This window comes from Pseudomonadota bacterium (assembly GCA_041395565.1).
Taxonomy (GTDB): domain Bacteria; phylum Pseudomonadota; class Gammaproteobacteria; order UBA9214; family UBA9214; genus UBA9214.
Genome location: JAWLAI010000005.1, coordinates 291322 through 309303 on the forward strand (window position 1 = coordinate 291322; position 17982 = coordinate 309303).

Genomic DNA, 17982 nt, shown 5'->3' on the forward strand with positions numbered 1-17982 from the left:
AAGCCACGTTCAATATCCGCACACGCGCGCAGCCGACTGCGCCGGCCTGCATGCCAGCCTGTGTTCTGCTGCTGCATTGCGGATATCGCCAACAGTCCCGCTTCCGCTCCCGACCGTATTACTGCGGCAGCTTGAAGCCCGCCACCGACTTGTCGAGATCCTGGGCAAGACGCGCCAGGTTGCCGATGGAACGCGACGTCTGCTCAGCACCCGCGGTAGCCTGTGTGGTCAATTCCTGAATGCCGTTCATCGTTGTCGAGAGCTGGACCGCGGCATTTGCCTGCTGCCGCGCCTCTACCGACATTTCCTTAATCAGTCCGGCCAACTGGTCCGACACGCTCTCGATTTCCTCCAGCGCCCCGCCGGCATCCTCGGCGATCTGGGCACCATTGACCACGCCCGAGGTGCTCTTCTCCATAGAAATCACCGCCTCGTTGGTGTCGGCCTGAATCGTCTTGACGAGCGCCTCGATCTGCTTGGTGGCATTCGCAGAACGTTCTGCAAGGCGTTGCACCTCGTCCGCGACCACTGCGAAGCCGCGCCCGGCCTCACCGGCCATTGCTGCCTGAATCGACGCATTCAACGCCAGGATGTTGGTCTGCTCGGCGATATCGTTGATCAGTTCCACGATGTCGCCGATCTCCTGCGAGCTTTCGCCAAGACGCTTGATGCGTTTCGATGTCTCCTGGATATGTTCGCGGATCGTATCCATGCCGGACATCGTCCTTTTCACCGCGTCGCCGCCTTTCTTGGCGATCTCCACAGATCGCATGGCGACCTTGGACGACTCATCGGCATTGCTGGATACCGCCTCCATTGATTCCGACATTTCCCTGATGCTTTTGCTCGCAACGGTGATATCCTGCGACTGCTGCTTGCTGGCCGCGGCCAGCTTGTTGGCGATCTCCTCGGTTTCTGACACCGACGATGACAGCGCAGTGGACGTGTCATTGATGGTCTTGACCAGGCCGCGCAGCGAGTCAATGGTGACATTGATGGAATCCGCGATGGCTCCGGTGAAGTCCTCGGTCACGGTGGTATGCACAGTGAGATCCCCCGACGCCAGGTCGCCCATTTCGTCGAGCAGCTGCATGATTGCCTGCTGGTTGTGGGAATTCTCGTCCTCGATCATGTGACTGCGGGACCGCTGGGTGCGCAGCACCTCGAAGCCCATGAACAGCAGCATGCACAGCGCAACCGCGCCCAGGAAATAGGCCAGCTCGTTGCTGATCAGCCGGTTGCCCTGTACCGATTCGAGCACATCCTTGAGGTTGTAAGAACTGTTGAACAGCGCCTCACTCTGCTTGGAAAAGTCTGCCGCCGCCGTCTGGATGGCAACGAGCTCCTCGGCATTCTCGACGATGGACCCGGCGTTATCGCTGATCCTGCTGAATAGCAGCGCGATCTGTTGCAGCTTGTCCTGCAGGGTCTTGCCGCGCAGCTGGCTGATACCACCGGTTCCGCGCATGAATCCGTCCAGCACGCGGCCGAACTCCTTGGTATCCGCGGCAAACAGCAGTGCCGAAGCCTCCGTATTCTTGCCCGTCATAACCCCGTTGAGACTGTTCATGATGCGCTGCCCGAGTACGGCCTGCTGGCTCGCCAGTCGCACCTGCTCGGCATCCGCACCGCTCTTGACCAGGGTGTCAGCGATGTCCTGCGTATGCTCCATAAGCTGCGGCATGACCTCGTTCATCAGATTGGCGGCTTCTGCCATAGCCATGATGAGGAACTGACCGTCCAGCACGGCGTCGATGCTGTAGCGGAATCCGCTCCAGATGTTGTGCAGATCGGTAAGCGCAACGCTCTCGGGCGCCTCGCTGTCTCCCAGTTTGCCGCCGTAGTCTGCGATCTGATGCTCTATGATTTCCGAGAATCTCTGCTTGGACTTCGACATGTTCTCGAACGCCTGGGTATCACCCGTCGTGGCGGCAAGCGCATACTTGGCGAGACGCTCAGACAGCACCAGCTGTTCGCTGACATCTGCCAGGCGCAGCTGGTCCTGTTCCGCCTGCTTGCCAACCTGAACGAATGTCCAGACCATGGCCCATACCGCAGCGAGCAGCAGCATGGTCAGCACCTTCATTCTGGTACTAGCTCCAAACATTCTCATGTCAAACACCTTTTTCATGGTCCGTCTCCTGACCGGTTAGTCCAGATAGCAAATATGCCCGATACCGTTTTCGTCGCAGTTCCGCCGCTACACAGCGGTCTGCAGGAACTGCGGTGCCTCGGCCAGCGCGAACAGGCTGAATATCGCCCAGATCTGATCGCCCCTGCGATATCCTCTCTGTATATAAGGTCGCAGGTAGTCATCTACACCCGCATCCTCCATGCAGTATTCATCTTCGGTGAAATGCTTGAGGCCAAGCACCTCATCCACGACCAGTCCCGAATACAGACCGTCGTGATCGATAACCAGCACCCGAGTACGGCCGGTAATTTCGGTCACACGGCCGTTCAGGTAGCCGTTCATGTCTATTACAGGCAGCAGGTTGCCGCGCACATTGGCAATGCCGCGTACCCACGGCTGGGTAAGAGGTATAATCGATAACTCCGGGAGCTCCAGGATCTCGACGACCTCCCCCAGCTTCGACACCAGGTAGTTGTCGCCGAGTCGGTAGGCGATACCCGACCATACGATGGCGTTCTCGACCTGCCGCTCCATGCCTGCGGCGCTGGCACGGCACAGCTCCTCGATCTCCCTGAGCAGGGATGCCGGATCGACCGATACCTTGACTGCATCCATGGTCAGGCAACCAGCGCCTGGTTGATCAGGCTCAGCAAGGTGTTTTCCTTGACCGGCTTGGTCAGATAGTCGCGGGCGCCCTGGCGCATCCCCCACACCCGGTCGACCTGCTGGTCCTTGCGGGTCACGATGATGACCGGTATGCCCGAGGTTTCGGGATCAGAGGTAAGCTCACGGGTGGCCTGGAATCCGTTGAGGCCGGGCATTACCACGTCCATAAGAATCAGGTCAGGCTTCTCGCGTCGCGCTACCTCGATACCCTCGTTAGCATCCGTGGCAAGCACCGTGCTGAAGCCGTTTTTCTCAAGCATCTTCTTGAGCACATGGGCATCAGTGGGTGAATCATCAATAATCATTATTCGGGTCATCGATATTGCCTCATGGAAAAATCAACATGAACTGACTGGTTCCTAACCTGTCTTACCGCAATGCTGCTCAATGGCACCCAGCAGTTCTTCGCGTGTGAACGGCTTGGTTATGTAATGATCCGAACCGACCACGCGTCCGCGCGCGCGATCGAACAGTCCGTCCTTGCTGGATAGCATCACCACCGGTGTATGGCGGAAAACCTTGTGGTGCTTGATCAGGGCACAGGTCTGGTAGCCATCCAGGCGCGGCATCATGATGTCGAGGAAAATCAGGTCGGGCTTGTGGTCGGCGACCATGCTGAGCGCCTCGAAACCGTCGGTGGCTACGATCACCTCGAAGCCCTCTTTACGCAGCAGGGTTTCCGCAGTACGGCGGATGGTCTTGCTGTCGTCGATCACCATGATCTTGATACCGCGGGCACTCCCCGCGCCAGGCGCGGCCGAAGGGTCGGTCGCACCGGTTTCGAGCATTTCATCTGCCGGTATGCTACTCATGCATGATGACCTCTATCTGTATGTTTCATATGACGTTTGTTTGATACCCGGCAATCTCGCCGTACCCCATGCCGGCGTTTCCGGCGGGCCAACTGCTCCCGGTACCGCGATTTAATTTAGTATTGGCCTTCGGATACAACGGTTTATCGTCAAGGTACTGGCAAACTTTACGCAGCCGCCAGGCACGTCCGGCAGGGTGCTGCAAGCGTTAGAAAACAGGACATTTATGGCCATAAAACTCGGCGTAGTCATGGATCCGATCGGGACCATCAGCTACAAGAAGGACAGTACGCTGGCAATGCTGCAGGCGGCGCAGCGGCGCGGCTGGGAGCTCCATTACATGGAGCAGGACGACCTGTTTCTGGAGGACAGCCAGTGTCATGCACGCATGACCCGGCTCGAGGTACATGCCGATCCGCGGAACTGGTTCACGCTGGGACCGCCCCGCACCGGCCCCGTCGCAGAGCTGGACGTGGTGCTGATGCGCAAGGACCCCCCGCTCGACATGGAATACCTGTACACCACCTACCTGCTGGAGCGTGCCGAGGCGGATGGCGTACTCCTGGTCAATCGACCGGGTGCCATTCGCGACGCGAATGAAAAGCTGTTCACCGCATGGTTCCCGCAGTGCTGCGCCCCCATGCGGGTCAGCAGGCGGCAACGGGTACTGGAGGAATTCCTGCACCGGCACGAAGACATCATCGTCAAGCCGCTGAACGCCATGGGTGGCAGCATGGTCTTCCGGGTACGCAGCAGCGACCCCAACCGCGGCGTCATCCTGGAAACCATCACCGACAACGGTCGCCGCACCGCGATGGCGCAGCGTTTCATACCCGAGATCGTTGCCGGCGACAAACGCATCCTGCTCATCGACGGAGAACCCTTCCCGCACGCACTGGCACGCATTCCAGCAGCCGGCGAGACCCGCGGAAACCTTGCAGCCGGTGCGACCGGCGTGGGAATCGACCTGAGCGAACGTGACCGCTGGATCTGCAGCCAGGTGGGACCGAACCTGCGCGAGCGTGGCCTGCTGTTCGTCGGTCTCGACGTCATCGGCGATTACCTGACGGAGATCAACGTCACCAGCCCGACCTGCATCCGCGAGCTCGATGCGCAATACGGCAGCAATATCGCGGACCAGTTGCTGGATGCCATCGCACAGCGACTGGGACATGCAGCATGATTAGACTGGCGGCCATCCTGCTGCTGTCGCTGCTGGCTGCGTGCGACAGTACGGAGGAAACCATATATCACGACCAGTTCATCGCATTCGGCACGCTGATCGAGCTATCGATATCAGGGATCAGCACCGAACGCGGTGCCCGCGTTGCCGGCGAGATTGAACGGCAGTTCCAGCGCTGGCACCGGGACTGGCATGCCTGGGAGCCGGGACTGCTGACGCAGACCAACGCCCAACTGGCAACCCTGCAGCCATTCACCCTCGACCCGGCGCTGCGCCCCCTGGTGACGGAGGCGAACCGCCTGTCGCGCCTCAGCGATGGCCTGTTCAACCCCGTGCTCGGCAAGCTCATTGCTATTTGGGGTTTCCAGGGCAATCCTCTGCCCGCCGGGGTACAACCCGATCCTGCGGCCATCAAGCACTGGCTGGCGAACGCGCCGACGGTCGAAGACATCGACATCGAAGGATCGCGCATCGTCAGTCACAACCCCCAGGCTGCATATGACCTGGGCGGCTTTGCCAAGGGCTATGCCGTCGATCGCGTGATCGAACTGCTGCGGGGTCAGGGCATCGAGAATGCCATCATCAATGCGGGCGGCGACTTGCGCGCGATCGGCACGCATGGCAACCGGCCCTGGCGCATCGGCATCCGCCATCCGCGGCGGGAGGGAATACTGGCCAGCATCGACAGCAGCGGCGATACCAGCATCTTCACCTCGGGCGATTACGAACGGTTGTTCGAGGTAGACGGTCAGCGCTTTCACCATATCCTCGACCCCCGCACCGGCTATCCCGCACGCGGGACCAGCGCGGTCACTGTCGTCTACAGCAGCGGCGCTGTCGCCGATGCCGCGGCCACGGCACTGTTCGTGGCCGGACCGCATGACTGGCTGAGGATCGCACGGCAGATGGGCATTGACCGCGCCATGCTGGTCGACAGCGACGGCGCCATACACATGACACCGGCCATGCAGGCGATTACCCGGCTCGCGCCGGATGTCGATGCCGAGGTATTGATCAGCGGCGAATAAGGATAACCGGTGCCGGCCCGCATGCCCTCCGCTGCACGGGCCGCCATCGCGGGAGGCGCGATGCACAAAGCGAATATCAAGGAATCAAAGCCCAGGATCGGCCTGGCACTCGGCAGCGGATCATCGCGCGGCTGGTCACACATCGGCATTATCGATGCATTGGCCGGTCTCGATGTCGCACCCGATATCGTTTGCGGCACATCCATAGGCGCCCTGGTCGGCGCGTCCTACCTCGCCGGCAACCTGTCCAGATTGGACGCATGGGTTCGCTCGCTCACCCGCATCGAAACCGCCAAGTTTCTCGAGATCAGCCCCGGCTTCAATGGCTTTGTCAACACCAAGCGGCTGCACGGATTCCTGAATGAGCACGTAGCCAGGGACGATGCCATGATTGAAGACTTCCACAAGCAGTACGCGGCCGTTTCGACGGATCTGGCATCGGGCAGAGAGGTCTGGTTCACCCGCGGTCCGCTCATCGAAGCCGTATGGGCGTCGATATCACTGCCCGGCCTGTTCCCCGCCATCAACAACGGCGGCAGGTGGCTGGTTGACGGCGGCCTGGTCAACCCGGTGCCGGTTTCGGTCTGCAGGGCGCTGGGGGCTGAGATCGTCATTGCGGTCAACCTCAACGGCGGTATAGCGGGAAAACACTTCGAACATGCCAGGAAGCAGACAGGCCAGAAGAACAAGGTCACCGACATGGTTTCCGATCTGGTCAGGGAATATACCGGCAATCTGTTCAACTCCGACAAGGAGGACGAACAGCCGCCGGGTCTGTTCGATGCCATCGCCGGCTCCGTGAACATCGCCCAGGACCGCATCACCCGCAGCCGCATGGCCGGAGATCCACCCGATATCGTGCTGTCTCCGCGGCTGGCCCACATCGGCCTGCTCGAATTCCATCGCGCCGGCGAAACCATCGAGGAAGGTCAGAACTGCGTCAGACGGATGGAATCGGAGATACGCCATCTGCTCGAGATGACATGAATTCCGACACCCCGAATGCAAGCGGGGGCGCGACTGCGCCCCCGCAAGTCAGGTTCACGATGTCGGTGTCACTTGAGTGCGACCGACTTCTCTGCTTCCGGCACAACCACGGTCAGCCCGAGTATCCGCCACATCTGCATGCCGCCACGGTAGTAGTAAAGCTTCTCCGACGGGAACCCGTGCGCGAGCAGGGCCTTGATTGCCCGCGGTGACTGACCGCACCAGGGCCCATTGCACCACAATACGAGGTCCTTCGCATTGGAGAAATCCCAGGTATCCGACTTGGCATTCGCACCGAACAGACCGAAGGGCGCCATCGCCCGCTCGAACCTGCGTGTCATGGCACCGACTTCTCCACGCCGCACGCCGCCTACCCGTTCCAGGGCAGCAACCGTTTCCGCATCGCCGTCATCGCCTTCGAATACCGTGAACGGAATATTGATCGAGCCTGGTATCGTACCTTTCTCGTGCCAGGAGGGAGTACGCGCATCAATGAGCAAACCGGTGCCCGTCGGCAGCTGGCGTTCCATGAAACGGAATATCTCTGCCTCGCCGACGGTGGTAACGCCCGGCGCAACCTTCATCGGCTGGATGCAGAACGGGGGACACTTGCGCGAGGTCTTGGCAAAGCCGTCGTTGAGCATGTTCTCCTGGTCCTGGATACGCTCGATTCGTACCGACTTGCCCTCGTGCTTGACTTCCAGATACGGCAGGTAATCGGTCAGCATGACATCGACTGCCTGCACAACCCCTGGCAGCAGGACTGCCGCCGAGAGGAGCGCGGTTGCAAACACACCGGCCATTCGCTTCATCATTGTCACCATCCCTCTGTTCATGTCCCGACCCGGACTGCCACCATCAGCGGGTGGATAGCAGCCTGACGATCTGTTCGCGCACATTCGCGGTCCGGTTGTCATCCTGGTAAGCCCGGTATACGGTCTTGCGCTGTTCACCATTCAACTTGTCATACAGGAACCAGGTACCGGAGAAATTGGCATTGAGCTCACGCTCGAACTCCTCGAATCCCATGGCCGGCCTGATAGTCTGGTTGTCCTGGACGCTCCTGACCTTTTTGACACTGCGCGCGGCGGGAACCGCGACATTGGTCGAGTCCGTTTGTCCGCCGGTGTCGTTCGCCTCGGCCTCCAGAATGCTGAGATAATCGTCGGCCGCTCCGGCCGGCACCGCCAGAGACAGCATCATGCCGGCCAGGCAGGCCAGACCTCGTTTGCCAATTCCACTCACTATCAGCATCCCGACCTGCCGGTACAGATCCGGCCGATTTCCGCTTCCCGGCGCGCAGCGGCAGCGTCCGGTGCATGTAGAAATATTGCGTTCTGTGTCGGACTGTTATCGACCACCCAACCCCGTTCTTTACCTGCCGATGCGGTCAAAACCGACGCCGGAAACGGCCCTGGACTGCAGCACGAAACAGCCCCGGGGACTAGGCTGGATTGCGCTTGGAAGGGGGTAGCGACGCGATGACAACAGCACATATAATCATCATTAAATCCGCGTGTTATGGTTGCATGTCGATCTGCGCGGCCCTGTTGGCACTCGGTTGCATGCCGGCCGCGGCAGAAACGATACACCGCTGGACGGATGCCGGTGGCGTCACCCATTACAGCGACAGGCCACCCGACCGGCACGCAGCCGATCACAGCACGCTGCACGCGGCGCCTGCCCCGGAGTCGACAGCGCTCGGGCTGCGCCCGGAAGAACGGGCAGCGCTGCAGCGCATTGATCGGCGGCGCATCCGGCAGCGACATGAGGCAGAGCGCGAGCGCGAGCGCAGTGACCGCGGCATCGCCCAACAGCGTCGCGCCTGCCGGGAGCATCGCGCCCGGCAGGACGGACGCGGTTACCATCCTGCACGCCGGGTCGATGCTATCTTCCTGCGCCGCAATTGCTGGTAACATGGGCGGACGACGCCACCGGCACCCGCCCGGAGCTACCGTGCCCGGGTCCGCACCGGCGGCAGCGCTGCAAGCGGTATAATGGTCCGCGCATCGAACCCACGAAAGTAGACATGACGGACATCGACGCACCCCTCATTACCGAGTCGGCCGTAACCACTACGGACCGTTTCGCGCTCACCCTGTTCTTCGCGCTGGCGATTCACGCCATCATCATCCTGGGCATCACCTTCGGCCTGCATGACGAACCTCCGCCGGCAAACATGCTTCCTACGCTTGATATCACCGTCTCCAACCGCAACACGCCGCCGCCCGAGGAAGCCGACTACCTGGCGCAGACCAGCCAGGACGGCGGTGGCAACGTCAGCGAAAAGATCAAGCCGGTACTGGCCGTGCCGGAACAGGCCCCCGCGGTCAGGCCGCAGCAACCGCAACAGTCCCCGACGCAGGTCGTGACCGCGCCCGCAGCCGACATCCAGGTGCACCAGGACAAAACCGACAGCCCCGCTGAGGAAAAGCCCGACCTCACTGCCACGGAGCTGATCGAACGCAGCATGGAAATGGTCAATCTCAGCGAACAGCTCAGCGAAACCATGCAGGCCTATGCCAAGCGGCCCAAGCAGATATTCGTCTCGGCACGGACCCAGGAGTTCAGATACGCGAATTACATGGCGGAATGGGTCAGTAAGGTCGAGCGGGTGGGAAACCTGAACTACCCCGATGAAGCACGCCGGACCGGGATCTCCGGCAAGCTTATGCTGGACGTGGCACTCAATGCCGATGGAACCGTGCGCGATATCAGGATCCTGCGTCCATCCGGCTATGCCGTAATCGACGAGGCGGCCATCCGGATCGTAAACCTCGCCGCACCGTTCGCGCCGTTCCCGCCGGAGATCCGCAAAAACGCCGATATCCTGCATATCACACGAACCTGGGAGTTCTCGACCGACCGCCTGCAGAGTCACTGAGACCGGGCGCTGATCCCGGCGCCCGGCAGCCAAGGCTTGAAGGCGACCGGTACTCTGCCCGATACTATATACATGACTTATCCAGGCTCATTGAGTAATCACTTCCTGATCGCCATGCCGACGCTGGAAGACCCGAATTTCCATCACACCACGACCTATATCTGCGAACACGACGAGAACGGCGCACTGGGCGTGGTCATCAACCGCCCGCTGGACATCCAGCTGGGCGAGATTCTCCTGCACATGGATATCCACACCGATGACATCGGTGTCGCATCGCAACCGGTGTACATGGGCGGCCCGGTGCAGAGCGATCGCGGTTTCGTGCTGCATCAGCCACCTGGCGACTGGGAGGCAACCCTCAAGGTCACGGACGAAGTCGGCATCACCTCTTCACGCGACATCCTCGCCGCCATCGCCGCGGGCAAGGGGCCGCACAACGCCCTCGTGACCCTCGGCTACGCCGGCTGGGGCGCCGGCCAGCTGGAACAGGAGCTGGCTGCCAATACCTGGCTGAGCGGGCCTGCCAGCATGGACATCGTCTTCCGCACGCCACCCGAACGCCGCTGGCTGGCGGCCGCCGCGCTGATCGGCGTCGATCTGCACCTGCTGAGCAGCGAACCGGGACATGCCTGAGCCGTTGCGCACGAGCAGCCATAACCAGCACCGCGGCGATCGGCTGAAATTGCAGACCCTGCTCGGATTCGACTACGGCCGCCGGCGCATCGGCATCGCGGTTGGCCAGGAGGTCACCCGGACCGCAACCGCGCTGTGCACCGTCCTGTCGAACAACGGCGCGCCGGACTGGGGACGCCTTGCCGAACTGATTGCCGAGTGGCAGCCGCAGGCGCTGGTCGTCGGGTTGCCCTATCACGCCGATGGCAGCGATTCCGAGATGACCAGGGCTGCGCGCAGTTTCGCGCGCCAGCTGGAACAGCGGTTCGAACTCCCTGTGCATACCATGGACGAGCGCCTCAGCTCGCGCAGCGCGGCCGCACTACAGCAGCGCAGCGCACCTGCCGCGGCGGCCGGCAAGGACGCCATCGCCGCCAGGATCATTCTGCAGGATTGGCTGGACACGGAGCAGGCATGACGGATTTCGACGACATACCCGCCATCCTCGACGAAATGGCGACAGCACTCAGGCACCTGATCGAGCAAACCGGACGTGCCGATGTCGCGATAGTAGGCATACACACCGGGGGAGTATGGGTCGCCAATCAGCTGCAGCAACGGCTTGGCCTCACCGGCACACCAGGCAGCCTCGACATCTCGTTCTACCGCGACGATTTCACGCGTATCGGCATGAACCCGGTGGTTAAACCATCGCAGTTGCCGTTCAGCATCGACGACCGTCACATCATCCTGGTCGATGACGTCCTGCACACCGGACGCACGATCCGTGCCGCACTCAACGAGTTGTTCGACTACGGCCGACCGGCATCCATCATACTGGCAACCCTGATCGATCGGGGTGGCCGCGAACTGCCCATTGCCGCGGATGTCGTCGGCCGCCGCGTTACACTCCAGCCCGGCGAGCAAATCAAGCTGACCGGGCCAGCGCCGCTGCAGCTGGTAATCAGACGCAGCGCATGAACACGCGTGACCTGCAAATCGACAGCACGGGCAGGCTGCGCCATTTTCTCACCATCAGCGGTCTGAATAGGCAGCTGCTGACCGAGATTCTGGACACCGCGGAATCATTCGCCGGCGTCACCGAGCAGACCGTCAAGAAGGTTCCGCTGCTGCGCGGCAAGACCATCGTCAACCTGTTCTTCGAGGCCAGCACCCGCACCCGCACCACGTTCGAGCTCGCGGCCAAGCGCCTGTCCGCCGACGTGCTCAACATCAACATCACGCAGTCCAGCGCGGTGAAAGGTGAAACACTGCTCGACACCCTGCGCAACATCGAGGCGATGCACGTCGACATGTTCGTGGTGCGGCACGCCGACAGCGGCGCCGCGCACTTCATTGCCCGCAACGTGGCCCCGCACACCAGCGTCATCAATGCAGGCGACGGCCGGCACTCGCACCCGACCCAGGCCATGCTGGACATGTTCACCATCCGTCGCGTCAAGGGTCCCGACTTCGGTCGGCTGCGCGTCGCCATCGTCGGCGACATCCTGCACTCGCGCGTGGCGCGCTCGCAGATCCACGCCCTGAACCTGCTCAACACCGGCGAAGTGCGCATCGTTGCGCCACGCACGCTGATCCCGGCCCACGCCGAATCGCTGGGGGTACGTGTGTTTCACGACCTGCGCGCGGGCATCCAGGACGTCGACGTGATCATGATGCTGCGCCTGCAGCACGAACGCATGAAGGGTGCGCTCCTGCCCAGCGAGCACGAATACTACGAGCTGTTCGGACTGACCGAGAAAAAGCTGGCAAACGCAAGCCCCGACGTCACGGTGATGCATCCGGGGCCGATCAACCGCGGCGTGGAAATGGACTCCGAGGTCGCCGACGGCCCGCGTTCGGTCATCCTGGAACAGGTCACGCACGGCATTGCCGTGCGCATGGCAGTGATGTCCATGGCCATGCAGCGGCGGCCGGAGGCCCATGCCTGACATGTCGCCCGTCAACCGCAACAAGCAGCTCAGCTTCCACATCCGCGGCGGCCGCGTCATCGACCCGGCAAACGATATCGATGCCGCTGGCGATGTGTTTGTCACACGGGGCAGGATCGCCGGCCTCGGCGAACCGCCCGCCGGCTTTACGGCCGATGTCACGCTCGAGGCCGGCGGCTGCGTCGTGTGCCCGGGCCTGGTCGATCTCAGCGCGCGGATGCGCGAACCCGGCCATGAGCACAAGGCCACCATCGCCACGGAAACCCGGGCCGCGGCCAGTGGCGGCATCACCACGCTGTGCTGCCCGCCCGACACCAATCCGGTCATCGACACGCCGGCCGTCGCGGAGCTGATCCGCCTGCGCGCCAGCGAGAGCGGCAAGGCCCGCATCGTGACGCTGGGAGCGCTGACACGCGGCCTGAGCGGCGAGCAGCTCAGCGAGATGGCCGCCCTGCGCAAGGCCGGCTGCGCGGGCGTCAGTAACGCGCTGCGGCCACTCGCCAACAACCTGGTGCTGCGCCGAGCGCTGGAGTACGCCGCCACCTTCGACCTGACCGTGTTCCTGTACGCCAGCGACCACTGGCTGGCCAACGATGGCTGCGCACACGAAGGCCGCGTGGCGACCCGGCTCGGCCTTCCCGGCATACCCGAGGCCGCAGAGACCGCTGCTGTGGCCCATACGCTGGCACTGATCGTGGAAACCGGTGTGCGCGCGCACTTCTGCCGCCTGACGACGGGCCGGGCCGCCCGCATGATCGCACGCGCGCGCTTCGACGGACTGCCGGTAACCGCCGACGTCGCGATACCCTATCTGTTCCTGTCGGAGAACGATCTCAGCGAATTCGACAGCCAGTGCCATGTCCTGCCGCCGTTGCGCACGGTGGAAGATCGCCAGCAGCTGCGCGACGCGTTGCACAGCGGCACCTTCCAGGCCATCTGCTCGGACCACCAGCCGCACGAGCCGGATGCGAAGATGGGCCCGTTCCCGGCGACCGAGCCGGGCATCTCGGGGCTGGACACACTGCTGCCGCTGGCGCTGCGGCTGGTGGAGGAACGCATTCTCACCCTGCCGCAGCTGATCCAGCGGCTCACCTGCGGACCGGCGCGTATACTCGGCCTGCCGGCCGGCACCTTGACCGTGGGGGCCGCGGCCGATATCTGCATCTTCGATCCCGAGCATACCTGGTTACTGAATGCCCGCAGCATGCGCAGCCAGGGGCACAACACCCCTTTTGCGGGCTGGGAAATGAAGGGACGCACCGTACACACCCTGCTGGGCGGCCGGCTGGTATATTCACTGGCGACCTGATTCCGGACGGCAAGTCCGCGAGCATGACCCGCCAGTCCCGGGGAATACCCGCGCTGAACTTCCGGGGCCGATACCGTTCTGATAACGCGGACCTGCCCGCCACCCCGGGATCGACGAGATTGAAAAATCCATGAATCGTGCCGTAGCGAAGACCCATCAACGCAAGTGGCTGCTGTGGCTACCGCTGTTGCTGCTTGCGGCCGGCGCGGGCTATCTGCTGCTGCCACGGCAGCAGGACGAGGCGCAGCCGGCCTGGAGCACGACACCGGTAACCCGCGGAGACCTGGTGGCCACGGTCTCCGCCACCGGGACGCTCAACCCGCTGATCACCGTACAGGTGGGCAGCCAGGTATCCGGCACCATCCAGTCGCTCGAAGCCGACTTCAACTCCCCGGTACATGCCGGCGACATCATCGCCCGCATCGAGCCCTCGCTGTTCCGGGCCAAGCTGGCGGAGGCCGAGGCCGACCTGAAGAATGCCCAGGCCCTGCGCGACAAGGCGGCGATCGCGGTCAGGGAGAAGCGCCGCAATCTCGAGCGTATCAAGGGTCTGCAGGAACGCAAGCTGGTGTCGGACAGCGATATCGACACGGCTCAGTTCGCGCTCGACAGCGCCGTCGTCGAATTGCGCGAGAAGGAGGCGGCGGTGGCCAAGGCCGACGCCACGCTCGATCACGAACGTTTCAATCTCGACAACACCATCATCCGGGCACCGATCGACGGCGTCGTCATCTCGCGCAGTGTCGACGTTGGCCAGACCGTGGCCGCCAGTCTGCAGGCGCCCACACTGTTCACCATCGCCCGTGACCTGACCCGGATGCAGATAGAAACCGACGTGGACGAGGCCTACATAGGCCAGGTCAAGGCAGGTCAGCCGGTAAACTTCAGCGTGTTCGCCTGGCCTGAGCGGGAATTCCACGGCGAGCTGGTACAGGTACGGCTGGAACCCAAGGTCGAAGCCGGTGTGGTGAAATACAACTGCGTCATCCAGGTCGACAACAAGGATCTCGCGCTCAAGCCCGGCATGACCGCCACCGTGTCGATCGAGGTTGACCGCCGGAGCGATGTCCTCAAGGTCGCGAACGAGGCATTGCGTTTCGTGCCCGAGCTGCCGGCAACCGAACTGGCGCGCCTGCGGCGGGAGCTTGCCAGCGGTGAATCCATGGTGTGGATACCGTCGGCCTCCGGGCTGGAACCCCGCAAGGTCAGCACCGGCTTGGCTGGAGAGAAGGAAACCGAGATCAGCGGCACGGGCATTACCGAGGGCTTGTCCGCGGCCATCCCCGTGCGCAAGGATGCCGGCGGCCGCTTCCGCGGCATCAGCCTGTTCTGAGACATGACCGGCCCCGTTATTCAAATGGCCGGCGTGCACAAGACCTACGCCATGGATGGCGTCCAGGTACACGCGCTGCGCGGCGTCGACCTGGCGGTCGGCGCGGGCGAATATGTCGCCATCATGGGCACCTCCGGCTCCGGCAAGTCGACGCTGATGAACATCATGGGCTGCCTGGATCTACCCGACAGCGGCAGCTACCGACTCAACGGCGAGGATGTCACCCGCCTCGATGCGGACCAGCTCGCGACGATCCGCAACCGGTCCATCGGTTTCGTATTCCAGAACTTCAACCTGCTGGCACGGACCAGCGCCCTGGACAACGTGGAGATGCCGCTGGTCTACGCCGGCATCGACCGGCAGACGCGGCACGCCCGCGCCCGCACCATGCTGGAACGCATGGGGCTGGCCGACCGCACCGGCCACCTGCCAAGCCAGCTTTCCGGCGGCCAGCAGCAACGGGTCGCGCTGGCACGGGCCTTGGTCACGGAACCTGCCCTGCTGCTCGCTGACGAGCCTACCGGCAACCTCGACAGTACGACCAGCAGTGAAATACTCGCCATCCTCGATGCGCTGAATAACCGTGACGGGGTGACCATTGTGCTGATCACGCATGAAGCCGATGTCGCCGCCCGCGCCCGGCGCCAGCTGATCATGCACGACGGCCGGCTGCAGGACTGAGATGATCTGGTCCACGGCATTTTCCCTGGCGCTGCGTTCGCTCTGGCGTAACAAGGTCAGGGCGATGCTCACCGCGCTGGGCGTCATCATCGGCGTGGGCTCGGTAATCGCCATGCTGGCTGTCGGCGCCGGCGCACAGCAGCGCATCGCCAGCCAGCTGGAAAGTATGGGCAGCTCCAGCCTGACGGTGCGCTCGGGCAGTGTGACCCGTGGCGGCGTGCGCACCGGTACCGGCACGACGACCACGCTGACCGCGGCAGACGCGGAGGCCATCGCCGGGCTGCCGAACGTCACCGGCGCTGTCCCAAGCGTGCGTGGCAGCGCCCAGGCACGCTACAGTGGCAGCAACTGGGGCACCGCGATCGAGGGCGTCACGCCTGACTTCGTGACAGTGCGGAACTGGCCGCTGGCCGAGGGTGAATTCTTCAGTGCGCGCCAGTTGCAGGCGGCCGACCACGTGTGCGTGCTCGGGCAGACGGTGGCGCGCGAGCTGTTCGGCCTGGTCAGCCCGGTGGGCAAGACGATTGTCATCAAGGGGCTGGCCTGCCGTGTACTGGGCGTGCTGACAGGGAAAGGCGCGAGTGCGCACGGCACGGATCAGGACGATACCATCGTTGCACCGCTGACTACCGTGCAGCGCAAGCTGCTGGGTATCGACTATGTCCACACCATCGAGATTCAGACGGCAGGCGCGGAAGCAGCCAGCGCGGCCTATACCGAGGTCAAGCGCCTGCTGCGCCTACGACACCGCCTGCAGTCCGGCCAGGACGATGACTTCCGCATCTTCAACCGGGCCGAGCTGGCGCAAACCGCTGCAACCAGCGCCAGCGTGTTCACCTGGCTTCTCGGCTCGATAGCGTCGGTATCCCTGCTGGTGGGCGGCATCGGCATCATGAACATCATGCTGGTCTCGGTCACCGAACGCACCCGCGAGATCGGCATCCGCATGGCGCTGGGCGCACGCCGCCGCGACATACTCTGGCAATTCCTGCTGGAAGCACTGGTACTCAGCGGTGCCGGCGGGCTGCTGGGCGTGCTGTTCGGGGTCGTCACGGCGCTTACCCTGGGCCAGTTGTCTCAGTTTCAGATCGACATCAAACCCTGGTCCGTGATACTGGCCTTTTCCTTCGCTGCCGTCATCGGCATATTCTTCGGACTACACCCGGCACGCAAGGCCTCGCGTCTGCAGCCGATCGAAGCGTTACGCTACGAGTAGCAGCCTCCCGAAGTGCGGTCTGTGAGCGGCGCTCAGTGGCAGCACAGCGGGCAGATATTGATACGCAGCTTTTCCATCCTGCTGCAAACCCGGGCACGGATCCTGTCAAGACAGGCCAGCAGCGTACCGTACAGGAATTGCGCGCGGGCTGCCTGTGCCCGGCGCAGCATCTGATCGTAGGCTGCCCACGGGAACCGTTGCATGTCGCTGTAAGCTGTATCCATGTCGTGGTGATTTTCCATTGCCGGGTTTCCTGATCGTTCGAATGCGATTCTCACACGCGATGCTGCCGGCAGCAACCCGACAGTAACGCAGCCGCTGCTATCAGGCAATGCCAAGGGGGAAAAAGTACACGAAGGTATAGCACAGCACGTGCCACCGTATTCGCTGGCGCAGGAACAGCGATGGTGCATGCGCGCACCGCACAGGTGCGGCTGACAGCATGCCACCGTACACGCTACGGCCAGCCAACCTTACCGCTGCAACAGCACGCCCGCATCACACCGTGCCGCGGCATGTTTGCATGGAAACATGCCGGCATGCAGGCCGGCAGCGCAGCCGGCTCAGGTTGCCGCTGCAGCGCTGCGCCGTATCAACCGGTAACTGACCTGCCCGGCGCAGCGTTCGCGATACGGCAGCCAGTTGGCAGGCAAGTCGGGCTGCGTGTCCTTTGCCGTTTCCAGGTACACCCATGCGTCGTTCGTCAACCAGCCCCGGCTCTCGAGCAGCCGGATGCACTCGGGCAGCAAACCGGCACGGAACGGCGGATCGACGAACACGATATCGAAAGGACGCGGCGCCGCGGCCAACCATAGCAGCGCATCGGCCTCGATCACCTCGATCTGCCCGCCGCCCAGCCGATCGATCTGCTCGCGCAGCATGCGCACGGCGCGCGTATCGCGCTCGATCAGCACGCACCGACCCGCACCGCGTGATGCCGCTTCGATCCCCAGGGCGCCGCTGCCGGCAAACAGGTCGAGACAGGCGGCGCCGTGAATGACCGGCGCCAACCAGTTGAACAGCGTTTCGCGCACGCGGTCGGGGGTCGGACGCAGCCCCGGCAGCGGCACGAATGCCAGCTTGCGCCCACGCCAGCTGCCGCCAATGATCCGGAGCTGGCTGAATGATGACCGTGTCGCCATGTCTGCGATCATCCATGAAGTCGGCAACGGCGTCGAGCGC

General features: G+C 63.0%; 21 protein-coding genes. 13 read left to right on the forward strand and 8 right to left on the reverse strand.

From position 1 onward, the window contains the following. Positions 1-118: 118 nt before the first annotated feature. The 4 genes from R3F42_09220 to R3F42_09235 all read right to left on the reverse strand — a co-directional run bounded on the left by R3F42_09220 (position 119) and on the right by R3F42_09235 (position 3588). Positions 119-2131 (reverse strand): methyl-accepting chemotaxis protein, encoded by a 2013-nt coding sequence (locus R3F42_09220; GenBank protein MEZ5542213.1) that lies wholly within the window; start codon positions 2129-2131, stop codon positions 119-121. A 69-nt stretch (positions 2132-2200) separates the two neighbouring features. Beyond that, positions 2201-2749 (reverse strand): chemotaxis protein CheW, encoded by a 549-nt coding sequence (locus R3F42_09225; protein MEZ5542214.1) that lies wholly within the window; start codon positions 2747-2749, stop codon positions 2201-2203. Positions 2750-2751: 2 nt separating this feature from the next. Then, positions 2752-3117, reverse strand: a complete 366-nt coding sequence (locus R3F42_09230) for a response regulator (protein MEZ5542215.1) — start codon at positions 3115-3117, stop codon at positions 2752-2754. Positions 3118-3159: 42 nt separating this feature from the next. After that, on the reverse strand, positions 3160-3588 hold the full coding sequence (locus R3F42_09235) for a response regulator (protein ID MEZ5542216.1): 429 nt from the start codon (positions 3586-3588) through the stop codon (positions 3160-3162). Between the two features lie 250 nt (positions 3589-3838). On the opposite strand from R3F42_09235, the gene gshB reads away from it, so the two are divergent. The 3 genes from gshB to R3F42_09250 are packed head-to-tail and all read left to right on the forward strand — an operon-like array spanning position 3839 to position 6810. Next, positions 3839-4795, forward strand: coding sequence for a glutathione synthase (gene gshB, locus R3F42_09240; protein MEZ5542217.1), 957 nt, complete (start codon positions 3839-3841; stop codon positions 4793-4795). Next, positions 4792-5823 (forward strand): FAD:protein FMN transferase, encoded by a 1032-nt coding sequence (locus R3F42_09245; GenBank protein ID MEZ5542218.1) that lies wholly within the window; start codon positions 4792-4794, stop codon positions 5821-5823. The genes gshB and R3F42_09245 overlap by 4 nt, the downstream gene beginning before the upstream one ends. Positions 5824-5883: 60 nt before the next feature. Next, a complete protein-coding gene (locus R3F42_09250; GenBank protein MEZ5542219.1) occupies positions 5884-6810 on the forward strand; it encodes a patatin-like phospholipase family protein in 927 nt (308 codons plus the stop codon). Between the two features lie 68 nt (positions 6811-6878). On the opposite strand, the gene R3F42_09255 is transcribed toward R3F42_09250, so the two are convergent. Beyond that, positions 6879-7625, reverse strand: a complete 747-nt coding sequence (locus tag R3F42_09255) for a rhodanese-like domain-containing protein (protein MEZ5542220.1) — start codon at positions 7623-7625, stop codon at positions 6879-6881. 43 nt (positions 7626-7668) lie between these two features. Further along, a complete protein-coding gene (locus R3F42_09260; protein ID MEZ5542221.1) occupies positions 7669-8064 on the reverse strand; it encodes a hypothetical protein in 396 nt (131 codons plus the stop codon). Positions 8065-8339: 275 nt separating this feature from the next. On the opposite strand from R3F42_09260, the gene R3F42_09265 reads away from it, so the two are divergent. The 10 genes from R3F42_09265 to R3F42_09310 all read left to right on the forward strand — a co-directional run bounded on the left by R3F42_09265 (position 8340) and on the right by R3F42_09310 (position 16800). Then, positions 8340-8726, forward strand: a complete 387-nt coding sequence (locus R3F42_09265; protein MEZ5542222.1) for a DUF4124 domain-containing protein — start codon at positions 8340-8342, stop codon at positions 8724-8726. 113 nt (positions 8727-8839) lie between these two features. Next, positions 8840-9694 (forward strand): energy transducer TonB, encoded by an 855-nt coding sequence (locus R3F42_09270; GenBank protein MEZ5542223.1) that lies wholly within the window; start codon positions 8840-8842, stop codon positions 9692-9694. A 72-nt stretch (positions 9695-9766) separates the two neighbouring features. After that, a complete protein-coding gene (locus tag R3F42_09275; protein ID MEZ5542224.1) occupies positions 9767-10330 on the forward strand; it encodes a YqgE/AlgH family protein in 564 nt (187 codons plus the stop codon). After that, positions 10323-10787 carry a Holliday junction resolvase RuvX gene (ruvX, locus tag R3F42_09280; protein MEZ5542225.1) on the forward strand — a complete coding sequence of 155 codons (465 nt, stop codon included), beginning with the start codon at positions 10323-10325 and terminating at the stop codon, positions 10785-10787. The genes R3F42_09275 and ruvX overlap by 8 nt, the downstream gene beginning before the upstream one ends. Then, a complete protein-coding gene (gene pyrR / locus R3F42_09285; GenBank protein ID MEZ5542226.1) occupies positions 10784-11290 on the forward strand; it encodes a bifunctional pyr operon transcriptional regulator/uracil phosphoribosyltransferase PyrR in 507 nt (168 codons plus the stop codon). The genes ruvX and pyrR overlap by 4 nt, the downstream gene beginning before the upstream one ends. Next, the gene (locus R3F42_09290; GenBank protein MEZ5542227.1) at positions 11287-12261 is read left to right on the forward strand and encodes an aspartate carbamoyltransferase catalytic subunit; all 975 of its coding nucleotides are present in this window, start codon (positions 11287-11289) and stop codon (positions 12259-12261) included. Before pyrR ends, R3F42_09290 begins: the two co-directional genes overlap by 4 nt. Next, the gene (locus tag R3F42_09295) at positions 12254-13570 is read left to right on the forward strand and encodes a dihydroorotase (GenBank protein MEZ5542228.1); all 1317 of its coding nucleotides are present in this window, start codon (positions 12254-12256) and stop codon (positions 13568-13570) included. Before R3F42_09290 ends, R3F42_09295 begins: the two co-directional genes overlap by 8 nt. Positions 13571-13700: 130 nt before the next feature. Then, positions 13701-14903 carry an efflux RND transporter periplasmic adaptor subunit gene (locus R3F42_09300; GenBank protein ID MEZ5542229.1) on the forward strand — a complete coding sequence of 401 codons (1203 nt, stop codon included), beginning with the start codon at positions 13701-13703 and terminating at the stop codon, positions 14901-14903. Positions 14904-14927: 24 nt separating this feature from the next. Next, positions 14928-15584, forward strand: a complete 657-nt coding sequence (locus tag R3F42_09305) for an ABC transporter ATP-binding protein (protein ID MEZ5542230.1) — start codon at positions 14928-14930, stop codon at positions 15582-15584. Position 15585: 1 nt separating this feature from the next. Next, complete coding sequence (locus tag R3F42_09310; GenBank protein MEZ5542231.1) at positions 15586-16800, forward strand: ABC transporter permease; 1215 nt, start codon at positions 15586-15588, stop codon at positions 16798-16800. A gap of 32 nt (positions 16801-16832) precedes the next feature. Here R3F42_09310 and R3F42_09315 read toward each other — a convergent pair whose 3' ends face one another. Continuing rightward, a complete protein-coding gene (locus R3F42_09315) occupies positions 16833-17042 on the reverse strand; it encodes a hypothetical protein (protein ID MEZ5542232.1) in 210 nt (69 codons plus the stop codon). Positions 17043-17363: 321 nt separating this feature from the next. Further along, positions 17364-17942, reverse strand: a complete 579-nt coding sequence (gene rsmD, locus R3F42_09320; protein MEZ5542233.1) for a 16S rRNA (guanine(966)-N(2))-methyltransferase RsmD — start codon at positions 17940-17942, stop codon at positions 17364-17366. Positions 17943-17982 lie beyond the last annotated feature (40 nt).